Below are 10978 nucleotides of genomic sequence, written 5' to 3' on the forward strand. Positions count from 1 at the left end.
AGCTCGTTTGAGCAAGCTTGGTGGTTGTTACGACCCTCGCGCCGTGCTGCGGCGCGGGGGTCTTTTTGTTTGCGCTCGTTGAGACAGCATCGACCATCAACGACGTCAGGCATCGACACTGCGGCCGAAAGCGACTGTAGGAGCGGCGCGAGCCGCGACCGCGATCTCGCGGCGACGACGCCTGTGNNNCCCGCACGCATAGCTTGTAAGTCTGCGTGACTGATCGAGTCTCGATGGCTTCGCTGTCCATCCGCATCACATACCGCAACGCCTCGATCCGCATCGATGCACGCATCGCCGCGCCGACAGCGGCCGCGTAGGGTGAAGACGAATCAACGCTTGGCGGGCGGCACCGCGAAGTAGGTGCCTTCCAGCGAACCGTTGTGGCCGCAGTAATCGGGCATGGTCAAGCGCTCGCCCTTCGCATTCAGCGCGGTCACCTGCAACGTCGCGCCCGCGCGCTCCAGCTTGAGCACGCTGTCATCGTCGTCGACATGCACGCTCGCCGTATCGGCCTCGCCGCGGTCGCGGCCGGCGGCGTCGCAGAGCCAGCGGCCGTCGAGCGGATGCGCGGCGTTGGCCTGCACGTCCCAGCGACCTTTCGCGTCGCGACGGATCTCGATTTCGCCGGCGATGTTGCGCCAACGGCCGGCCAGGCCCGGCGCCGGATGCGCCTGAATCTGACCCAGATACTCACGGCGATAGTCGAGCGTGCTGCGCAACTCCTCGGCTTTCTCGGGCGCCGCCGCATCGGCGTAGCCCGCGTCGCGTAACTGCAGGAACCAGCGCTGCTCATCGCGTAACGCGGCGGCGGCCGGCGCATCCAGACCGGCCAGGGTGCTGCGGTAGATTCGCGCCAGTTCGGAATCGGCGCGCGCCAGTCGCGAGTCGGCGCAGATCGCGTGTTCGACCTCGCTGCTCGCGCGGGCGCAATCAAACGAAGGCCGCGGCGCGGGCGACGCGGCCTGGGCGTTGCCGTGCAAGGCCACGATCGCGATGAGGGTCGCCAGGCGGCGAGCGGTGCGGTTCAAACGCATGCGTAAGTGTCCTTGGACTGAGTGTCGGCGGGCGTGGCAGTCAGTCAGGGCTGACGGAAGAAGTCGTAGCCGGCAAAGTCGACCACGTCCGCGGCCAGCGCCTTGGGCTCGACACGGCGATAGCGCTCGCTCGGTTTCACGTCAGCGCAGCCGCGCTTGCGGTCATGCACCCAGTACAGGTCGCGCCCGCAACGCAGCAGCACCATCAGCGTCGGTCGCGCCTGTTGCTTCGGCCGGCATTCGCGCTCGGAGGCGACTTGGCAGCCCGACGTGTCGAACACGGCGCGGCCGTCCTCGATGCGTCCCTTGAGCAGGTCGGTGCCGCCGGTCTGGCTGGCACGCCAGTTCCAGGCCGCGCGGATCGTCGCGCCTTGCTGGCTCAGTTGCAGGCTCTCGCAGTACTCCTCGCCCTGGTAGCGCTCGCAGGTCTGCCAGTAACCATCGAATGGCGACGTCGGCGCGGCAGGCGCGGCGGCCTGCGCGGCGCCGCACAGGCTCAGGCACAGCGCTAGCCATGCGGCACGCGTGCGCAGCGGCGATCGAAGGTGAATCGGGTTCGGCGTTGCGGACATAATGGGGCTCGTTGGAACTCGGTAAGTGGAACCGATGGCGAAAACCAATTCGATCATGCGCGCAGCAGCGCGGCGCACGAAAGGACGTCCGGCTTACGAATAGAACGGCACGCGCTGCAACTTGTAAACGCCGCCGACCTTCTTGAACACGCGCTGCGCATACACGTCTTCGCTGTCGAGCAGGTACTCGCCCGGCCCGATCGGCCCGGGCACCTGCACCTCGCCGTTTTCGTCCTTGGCCGCGTCGATGCGCTGCGAGTACGCGCGGATCTTGTTGGCCTGCAACGCCGAGCGCACCGCGGCGGTGATGATGCGGTCGTACAGGCCGATCACTTCGCGTTCGTTGCTCGCGCTGGCGTCGTGGCTGCGCTGTTCGGCGTCGCACGGATCGGCTCGGTCGAGGCAGCTCTCGCCCTGGCTGTAGTCGAGGAACGGCTGCGCGGTCATCTTCGCCACCGCCGCGCGATCACCGGCGGCGACGGCGCGGCGGAAATCGGCGATGAAAACCTTGAAATCGCCATGGCGCTCATAGCGATACACCGCGGGGCCGGGCGCGCTCGCCGACGGTGCCAGCGCATCGGACCAGTCGCGCTTCATCTGCGCCAGGCGATCGCGGTAGGCGCGGTCCAGGCAGGCGCGGTCGGCGCAGGCGTTGCGGCGCGCGAGCCAGCGTTGTTGTTCGGCGGCGATCGGATCGACGCGGCGGCCGGTTTCGCCGTCGACGCCGGCGGTCTCGGACTGGATCTGGCGGTAGAGATCGTTCATTTCGCTGTCCAGGCGCGACAGCCCGGGATCGGCGCAGATGCTGATTTCGACCGTGCTGCGCGCGTGCTTGCAGTCGAAGCCGGCGGCCTGCGCGCCGGCGGCGAACAATGCGAAACCGAACAGGGCCAGGCCGAACAGGCGGCGGATCGCGGCGGAGCGAGAAGGCATGAGGATTCCTTGCAGCGCGGCGGCCGCATCGATCGGGACGGAGTGAGAGGACGTGGACGGCGCGCACATCGGCGGTCGCCCGGCGCCGGCTCGAATCGGCGCGGCGACATCGCCGGCATGGCACGCTGCCGGGTCGCATGCGAATGCGGCGTCAGCGGCCGGGCCCCGAAACAGACGCGGGCGGCGGCGGTGGATAAGTGCGTGACGACGGCGGTGCGGCATCCGGGCGTTGACTGGTCTTCCTGACGGCGGCGCGGTATCGCGCCTGCATATGCATCGCATTGTGGTCGAGCCCGCGCGTGCGCACCAGCCAGCGACGTGCCAATGACGTGGAAACCGCCAGATTGCGCCTGCTTTCGGCCATCGCCCAAGCTGCGGCAGCGGTCCCCGGTACGGCCACGGAGCGGTGGCTAGAATCGGGGCATCCCCCGCCCCACGAAGTTCCCGTTAATGCATCGGATCGCTGTCCTCGCCGTAGAGGGTGTCCTGCCGTTCGAGCTGTCGATTCCCGGCCTGGTGTTTCCCTCGGTTCGCCGCGCCGATGGCGAGCCGGCGTACGAGGTGCGGATCTGCGCCGAAACCGAACGGATCAAGACGCGCATGCTGGAGCTGATCCTCGCCGACACCCTGGCCGCGCTGGATCGGGCCGACACCGTGATCGTGCCGGGCCTGTCGGATTGGCGCGCACCGATCTCAGCGGCGACCCTGGGCGCGATCGGCGCGGCCGCGCGACGCGGCGCGCGGGTCGCCTCGATCTCTACCGGCGCCTTCGTGCTGGCCGAGGCCGGCCTGCTCGACGATCAGCGCGCGACCACGCACTGGTCGACCACGGTCGAACTGGCCGAGCGTTATCCACAGGTGCGGGTCGATCCGGACGTGTTGTTCGTCGACAACGGCCAGATTCTCAGCTCGGCCGGGTCGGCGGCGGGCATCGACCTGTGCCTGCACCTGGTACGACGCGACTGCGGCGCGGCCGCCGCGGCCGCGGCCGCGCGCTGGGCAGTGATGCCGATGGAGCGCGGCGCCGATCATTCGCCATTGGTTGTGCATGAGGCGCCGCAATCGGATGCCTCGCTGGCGCCGCTGCTGCGCTGGATGGAGCAGCATCTGGACCGGCCGTTGCTGATCGACGACCTGGCGCGGCGCGCGGCGATCAGCACCCGCACGCTCAACCGGCGCTTTCGCGAGCAGACCGGCACCACGCCCTTGCAGTGGTTGTTGATCGCGCGCATCCGCCGCGCGCAACAGTTTCTGGAAACCACCGACCTGTCGGTCGAGCAGATCGCGATGCAAGTGGGCTTCGCCTCGGCGACGACCTTCCGCGATCGCTTCGCGCGCTCGGTGGGAACCAATCCGACCTCGTATCGGCGGGGGTTTGGGGAAGAGGCGGAGCGGCGGTTGCGGTGAGGGGGCGCAGTCGCGTTGTGGGTAAACGCTTGTTGGTAACTCGACGCGATCAATGTCGCTACTGCATTTGTTGATGTAGCCGCATGTTGTCGCTGCGGTCGCAGGCCCTCGGCTTCGCCGGTAGCCGCATTCTTACTGTGATCGTCGCTTCCTCACCTGCCCTCGCCTCTCCCAACCGTCATTCCCGCGAACGCGGGCTCCGCTTTTCTTCGGCGAAGCCGAACATCCAGCGACTTTTGCGTACTTTCGATGGCTGTGTGTTTTGAGGCCTCGCTGAAGGAACCGGCATACATCACACCGACTCGACTTCAAATTCTTTCGCACGAAAGTCGCTGGGTTCCCGCGTTCGCGGGAATGACGGGTGGAAGGGACGCGGGCAAATCGACAAGTTGATGATCAAGTTCATGCCCACTGTTGATAAGCACGACGAGTCAACGCCGAAGACCTTCGTCCTCAATTCACCGCCCCCTGCACAAACAAATGCTCATCCAGAAAATCCACGAACACCCGCAGCTTCGGCGACACGTGCCGGTGCGCCGGCCATAGCGCCCAGAACTGCCCTCGCTGAGTCTCGAACCCCGGCAACACCCGGCGCAACTGGCCCGAGGCCAGGTAATCGCGGACCAGGAAATCCACCGAATACACGATGCCCCAGCCGTGCAGCGCCGCCAGCACGGCGGCTTCGCTGTTGTTGCACACTAGCGAGGCCGGCAGGTGCGGCGGCGTTTCGCCCGGTTCCAGGCGCAGCGACCATTCCTGCACCTTGCCGCTGTTGGCGAAGCGGAAATGGATGCAGTCGTGGACTTCCAGATCGGCCGGCGCGCGCGGTTCGCCGCGCCGCGCGAGGTACTCGGGCGATGCGACCAGCATGAAACAGAACGGTCCCAGCCGGCGCGCGCGCAGACGCGAGTCGGGCATGTCGCCGCTGCGGATCACCAGGTCGAAGCCACCTTCGATCACGTCGACCAGCTGATCGTTGAAATCCAGGTCCAGCTCGACCTCGGGATAGCGCCGGCGGAATTCGCCGAGCACCGGCAGCAGGAAGCGATAACCCGCGTTCGGCAGGCTGACCCGCAGACGGCCGCGCGGCGCCTGCATGGCGTGGGTCAGCATCGCCTCGGCGTCGGCCAGCTCGTCGAGCAAGGGCCGGCAGCGCTCGTAGAACTGGCGGCCTTCCTCGGTCAGGCGCACGTTGCGGGTGTTGCGCTGGAGCAGGCGCACGCCGAGCTGCTGTTCCAGCTTGGCTACGCTCTTGCCGACCGCCGAGGACGACACCCCGATCAGGCGCCCGGCCGCGACGAAACTGCGGGTCTCGGCGGTGCGGATGAAGGCTTGCAGGCTGGCTAGTTTGTCCATGGAAGGCCGGGATTCGAGATTGGGGATTCGGGATTGATAGGGCGGTTCGGGCCGGCTTGGCTCTGGGCTTTTGCGAATCCCGAATCCCCAATCTCGAATCCCGATTAAAGCCAATCATTCCACAAAGACCGGCCCAAGCCGGTGTTTTTCGTCGATTGCGGCGCGACTACCCTGGTTGCCAGCCCCCGACGCGACCTTCCCATGCCCTCTCCGCTTCCCGCGGCCGCCCTGCCCGGCCGCTACGACCGTTTCCTGATTCTCGGCGCCGTGTGCCTGGCGGGCCTGGTGCTGCCGCTGAGTTTCACCGCGCCGCCGGTCGCGATCCCGGCCATCGCCGCCGAACTCGGCGGCAGCCCGATCGCGCTCAATTGGATGACCAACGCCTTCATGCTGGCCTTCGGCAGCTGCCTGATGGCGGCCGGCACCCTGGCCGACACCTACGGCCGCAAGCGGGTGTTCTCGATCGGCATCGTCGCCTACGCGGTGGTGTCGCTGCTGCTCGCGATGGCACCGAACCTGCTCACTCTAAATGCGCTGCGGGTGCTGCAAGGCGTCGCCGCGGCGCTGGCGTTGGCCGGCGGCAATGCCGCGTTGTCGCAGGAATTCCACGGTCCGGCACGAATCCGCGCGTTCAGCCTGCTCGGCACCGCGTTCGGACTGGGGCTGGCGTTCGGCCCCAGCCTGGCCGGCTGGCTGGTCCAGACCCAGGGCTGGCGCGCGGTGTTCCTGTCGAGCCTGGCGATCGCGGTGCTGGCGACCGTGTTCGGCGTGCCGCGCATGCGCGAGTCGCGCGACCCCGATGCGGCGCGGCTGGATCTGCCCGGCAGCCTCAGCTCGACCGCGATGCTGGCATTGCTGACCATCGGCGTGCTCGAAGCGCCCGAACGCGGCTGGAGCGATCCGTGGGTGCTCGCCGCCCTGCTCGGCTCGGCCGCGATGCTGGCGCTGTTCGTGCGGGTGGAAACCCGCGCGGCGCGGCCGATGCTCGACCTGAGCCTGCTCAAGTACCCGCGCTTCGTCGGCGCGCAGTTGCTGCCGATCGGCACCGGCTTCTGCTATCTGGCGCTGATCATCGTGTTGCCGGTGCGGCTGATCGGCATCCACGGGCTCAGCGCGCTCGACGCCGGCCTGATGATGATCGCCTTGTCCGCGCCGATGCTGGTCGTGCCCTTCATCGCCGCGGTGCTGAGCCATCGCATCGCCGCCGGACGCCTGTGCGCGATCGGCTTGTTGCTGGCCGCGGCCGGTCTGGTGTGGATGGGTCTGCTGGCGGCGGACGGGTCGGTCGCCGGCTTGGTCGCGCCGATGCTGTTGATCGGCGCGGGCTCGGCGGTGCCGTGGGGGCTGATGGACGGCCTGGCGATCAGCGTGGTGCCGAAGGAACGCGCCGGCATGGCCGCCGGCGTGTTCGGCGCCAGTCGGGTATCGGGCGAGGGCATCGCGATCGCGGTCGTGGCGGCCGCCCTGGCCGGTCTGCTGCAATTGCGCCTGGGCGCCACGGCGACGGTCGATGGCGCGGTGCTGGCACAAGCCGCACAGCGTTTGGCCACCGGCGATGCACTGCGCGCTCACGGCTTGCTGCCGCGACTCGATCCGGCCGAACTCATCCGCGGCTACGACCAGGCCTTCGCGTGGTTGATGTACGGCCTGGCCGCGGCGACCACGGCGATTGCCGCGCTGGTGTTCGCGTTGCTCGGCAATGCCTCGGCGCATGAGCCGGCGATGGCGGCGGCCCGCGACGACGCCAGCGATAGCGGCGATCGCGACACGGTAACGGACGAAACCGTATTCGCTCGCGATTGCGTGGGGTGATGGGTCGATCGCGCATTCGCGCGATTTCCGCCAACGCATCGATAACGAACACATGCTTGAAGCGATGAGAAAGCGTGCCGCATCGCGATGCAGCGCCGTCGCCGCAGTGTCCTCCAATCCGCTTTCACCTCGATACCTACGACAACAGGCATCGGCACTCGCGATGTCCGCGTGCGTCCTATTCTTTAGTCGTGGTTGCCGTTTTCGTCGCGAGAATCCAGCATAAAAAAAGCCGTTCAAGGCATGCGTGCCAAATTGAGTTCTTCTGTATGCATGTTAAAAAGCACCTCGTGCGCTCGCGCGCATGTTCGTTCCACGATGGTTCGATCGATCCATGCTGGTTCGATCGCGGTTGGTCCGATCGCGCTCGGGTCGATCGCGCTCCATTCGACCACAGTCGGATCAGCGATCCGCTTATCGAAGCCCGCGCATTAGGCGACCGGCATGATGTTTGTGCGCAACGCGCGCGCTGAGCCCGACGCGAGCGATTCCGCCCGCGACGACGGCGTCGCGCCGCGATCGCCGCGCCGATGGCGAACGATGGTGATCGCGCTGGCCTTGCTGATCCTCGCGCTCGCCACGGTATGGGGCTACGCACGCTGGCGCGAACAGCGCGCACAGGAAACCGCGCGCGCCAGCGCGGCGCTGGACCGCTTGTTCGAATCGCGCCTGGGCATCGCCTCGACCTCCGGGCTGGGCCGCTTGCCATTCGCGTCGCGCCCGAACCTGATCGCGACCGAGGCCGCGTTGCGCCGTCTGTGCCCGCACGATCAACCGGCGCTGCGCGCGCGCGGCCTGGCCGTGCTCGCGCGCGGCTACACGGTGATCGGCGACTACCCGCATGCGCAAGCCTTGATCGACGAGGCCGAGCGGCTGTTGCGCGAACATGGCGCCAGCGATCCCGGCGTCGACGCCGCGTCGGCGTCGCTGCTCAATCTGCAGGCGCGCTACGACCGCGCCGAAGTGCTCGCCAGCCAGGCCTTGCGGCCGTTGCAGAACGCGCGCGACGACGTCACCCGCATGCGCCGACTGGCGCTGCAGACCGAACTGGCGCGCGCCAAATGGGGACTGGCCGACGACGATGGCGCGATGGCGATGCTGGAATCGGCCCTGGCCGACGCGCGATCGCTGGGTCCGGCGGCGCGCGACTCGGTCGCCGAACTGCTGACCTTGCGCGGCGAATGGCGCACTCGCGAGTATCAGCTTCGGGCCGCCGAGCGCGATCTGGAGCAGGCTATCGCAATGACCGAACGCGGCAATCCGCTGCTCGCCGACGCCGCGCGTTTCCAACTGGTGCATGCGCTGCTGAAAAACGACATGGACTTGCAGGCCAGAGCGCAGGCCGAGCGGCTGCTGGCCTATCGCCGCCGCGCCTTCGGCGAACAGCACCCGGAGACCGGCCGCGCCTGGGTGCTCGCGTCCGAAGTCCAGTACCTGTGCGGCGATCTGTCCGCCGCGGTGCGGTCGGCGACACGGGCACGCGCGATCATCGTCGCGACCTACGGCGAGCGGCATCCCGAATACGCCGAACTGCTGCGTCAGGAATCGCAGAACGACGCCGTGCTCGGGCATGGCCGCGAGGCGGTCGCCAAGGCGCACGCGGCGAAGGCGTTGCTGGAAACGACCCTCGGGCCTACCCACGAGCGCAGCCTGCGCGCGAAGTACAACCTGGCGATCAAACTGGTCTTCAGCGGCGACGGCAGCGACAACAAGTCGTTCAAGCAAGGCGTGGACATGCTCGAAGAGCTGATCCGCACCGGCAAGGAAACCGATATCCCGATGCCGTTGGAGAAAACCAAGCTGGCCCTGGCGTTCGCCGAACAACCGGGCGAGGCCGCGCAGCAGCACGCCGAGCGGCTGCTGATCGACGGCCAGATCGAGAACCGCAAGTATTTTCCGCCTCACGCCAACATCCGGCTGGTCAGCGATTTCGCCCTGGCCCAGTTGCTGGTTCGGCGCCGGCGCGATGCCCAGGCCGATGCCTTGTTCGCCGATGTGATCGCGCATATCGAGCGCGGCGACCACATCCGGCCGACCATGCATTCGGTGACCAGCAAGGCGTTGTTGTATCGCGCCTCCTACGCGTTGAGCTCGTGCCGCAAGGAGCAAGCGCTGAGCTTGCTGCGCGAGCAGTCGGCGTATTGCGAACGCCACCTGGGGCCAGACAGCGATTGCGCGGCGAGTACGCGCGTTGCGCTGTCCGAGCTTGAACACCACGATTATTTGCCGGCCCGGCTCGCGCAACACATCGGCGGCGACGGTGCGCCGAGTCCCTGGGCGCGACGACTGACCGAGCGGCTCGGCCACGCGCAACGCTGCGCGCCGGACAAGGTCGGCATCGGTGGCGAGCGATCGGTAACGCCTGCCGACGGCGGGACGATTTCGGACTAGCTCGGACTAGCTCGTGCTTGCCGAATCGACGTCACCGCGAACGCCGCGGACGAGGATGTCGCTAGCACGCGGCGACCGCTTGAATCGTCAGAACAGTTCCAGCTGCGGCGTCGGCTTGCGCGGCGCGACGAAACGGCTGGTGTCCAGCGCCGGCAGTCGACCGAAGCCATGCCGGCGCCAGGCTTTCTGGAAACGCTGCGCGATCAATTGCGCGAACGGCCCTTCGCCGCGCATGCGCTGGCCAAAACGGCTGTCGTAATCCTTGCCGCCGCTCATCTGCTGGATCAGGCTCATCACGTGCGCGGCGCGATCGGGGTAGTGCAGTTGCAGCCACTCGCGCCAGACCTGCTTGAGTTCGTGCGGCAGGCGCAGCACCACATAACCCGCCGCACGCGCGCCGGCTTCGTACGCCGCGGCGAGGATGTGTTCGAGTTCGCCGTCGTTGATCATCGGAATCGTCGGCGCGACCATCACCCCGACCGGCACGCCGGCTTCGGCCAGGGTCCGCATCGCCTTGAGCCGCGAGTGCGGCGCCGAGGCGCGCGGTTCCATTTTCGCCGACAGCTGGTTGTCGAGGGTGGTGACCGAGAAATACACCGACACCAGCCCGCGCTTCGCCATCGATGCGAGCAGCTCGACGTCGCGCACGATCGACGCGTTCTTGGTGATCAGGCTGAAAGGGTGCGAGCAGGCGTCGAGCACCTCCATCACTCCGCGGGTGATGCGGAAGCGGCGCTCGATCGGCTGATAGGAATCGGTGTTGATGCCCAGCGCGATCGGCGCGCAGCGATAGCCCGGGCGCGCGAGTTCGTTCTGCAGTCGCTCGGCGGCGTTGACCTTGGCGAACAAGCGGGTTTCGAAGTCCAGCCCTGGCGACAATTCCAGATAGGCATGCGAGGGCCGGGCGAAGCAATACACGCAGCCGTGCTCGCAACCACGATAGGGATTGACCGACTGGCCGAAGGCGATATCGGGCGAATCGTTGCGGCTGATGATGCTGCGCGCGGTTTCTTCGGTGACCCGGGTTTCCGGCCGCGTGTCGGTGCCGTCGTCGACGTACACCGAACCCCAGCCGTCGTCCTCGCCGTGCGCGGTGGTAACGGCATAACGCCCCGGCACGTAGGACGCCGAGCCGCGGCCCTTGAACGCGGTGGGCTGGAGCGAGACCTGGGTTTTGCGAGCCGAATCCATGGGGGCAGGGTAGAGCGGGGGTGTCGCAGCGGGTGCGACGCGGGGTGGGGCGATGCGGATGGGTGGATGGATGGGTGGATGTGGATAAGTATGAGCGCGTGGACCGATTAGCAGCCTGCTCAGCTGAAAGCCTGCGCAGAGTGGTCAGGCGACCTGATCGTCAGCTCTTCGTTGAATGGTGCATCCCTATGCCGCCACTGTCGACTGCGTACCCACTGTCGTGGATCTCCACTGCCCCGGCCTTCAACGCTGATTCTCCCCATGTCCGTCATTCCCGCG

General features: G+C 67.4%; 8 protein-coding genes. 3 read left to right on the forward strand and 5 right to left on the reverse strand.

What is annotated here, in order from left to right:
* Positions 1 to 332 precede the first annotated feature (332 nt).
* The 3 genes from ASD86_RS08825 to ASD86_RS08835 are packed head-to-tail and all read right to left on the reverse strand — an operon-like array spanning position 333 to position 2542.
* The gene (locus ASD86_RS08825) at positions 333 to 1037 is read right to left on the reverse strand and encodes a lysozyme inhibitor LprI family protein (RefSeq protein ID WP_056109537.1); all 705 of its coding nucleotides are present in this window, start codon (positions 1035 to 1037) and stop codon (positions 333 to 335) included.
* A gap of 44 nt (positions 1038 to 1081) precedes the next feature.
* Positions 1082 to 1666 carry a hypothetical protein gene (locus ASD86_RS08830; protein ID WP_157476355.1) on the reverse strand — a complete coding sequence of 195 codons (585 nt, stop codon included), beginning with the start codon at positions 1664 to 1666 and terminating at the stop codon, positions 1082 to 1084.
* A 36-nt stretch (positions 1667 to 1702) separates the two neighbouring features.
* Positions 1703 to 2542: a lysozyme inhibitor LprI family protein gene (locus ASD86_RS08835; protein WP_056109540.1), complete on the reverse strand. Its 840-nt coding sequence runs from the start codon at positions 2540 to 2542 to the stop codon at positions 1703 to 1705.
* 450 nt (positions 2543 to 2992) lie between these two features.
* Between ASD86_RS08835 and ASD86_RS08840 the strand changes: the two genes are divergently transcribed.
* A complete protein-coding gene (locus ASD86_RS08840) occupies positions 2993 to 3949 on the forward strand; it encodes a helix-turn-helix domain-containing protein (RefSeq protein WP_056109542.1) in 957 nt (318 codons plus the stop codon).
* Positions 3950 to 4402: 453 nt separating this feature from the next.
* Here ASD86_RS08840 and ASD86_RS08845 read toward each other — a convergent pair whose 3' ends face one another.
* Complete coding sequence (locus ASD86_RS08845; RefSeq protein WP_056109544.1) at positions 4403 to 5305, reverse strand: LysR family transcriptional regulator; 903 nt, start codon at positions 5303 to 5305, stop codon at positions 4403 to 4405.
* Between the two features lie 201 nt (positions 5306 to 5506).
* Between ASD86_RS08845 and ASD86_RS08850 the strand changes: the two genes are divergently transcribed.
* On the forward strand, positions 5507 to 7117 hold the full coding sequence (locus tag ASD86_RS08850) for an MFS transporter (protein WP_056109546.1): 1611 nt from the start codon (positions 5507 to 5509) through the stop codon (positions 7115 to 7117).
* A gap of 540 nt (positions 7118 to 7657) precedes the next feature.
* Positions 7658 to 9508 (forward strand): hypothetical protein, encoded by a 1851-nt coding sequence (locus ASD86_RS08855; RefSeq protein ID WP_157476359.1) that lies wholly within the window; start codon positions 7658 to 7660, stop codon positions 9506 to 9508.
* Between the two features lie 87 nt (positions 9509 to 9595).
* Here ASD86_RS08855 and ASD86_RS08860 read toward each other — a convergent pair whose 3' ends face one another.
* Positions 9596 to 10699, reverse strand: a complete 1104-nt coding sequence (locus ASD86_RS08860; protein WP_056109553.1) for a PA0069 family radical SAM protein — start codon at positions 10697 to 10699, stop codon at positions 9596 to 9598.
* Between the last annotated feature and the right edge of the window lie 279 nt (positions 10700 to 10978).

The sequence above is a fragment of the Lysobacter sp. Root690 genome (assembly GCF_001427785.1).
Lineage (GTDB): Bacteria > Pseudomonadota > Gammaproteobacteria > Xanthomonadales > Xanthomonadaceae > Lysobacter.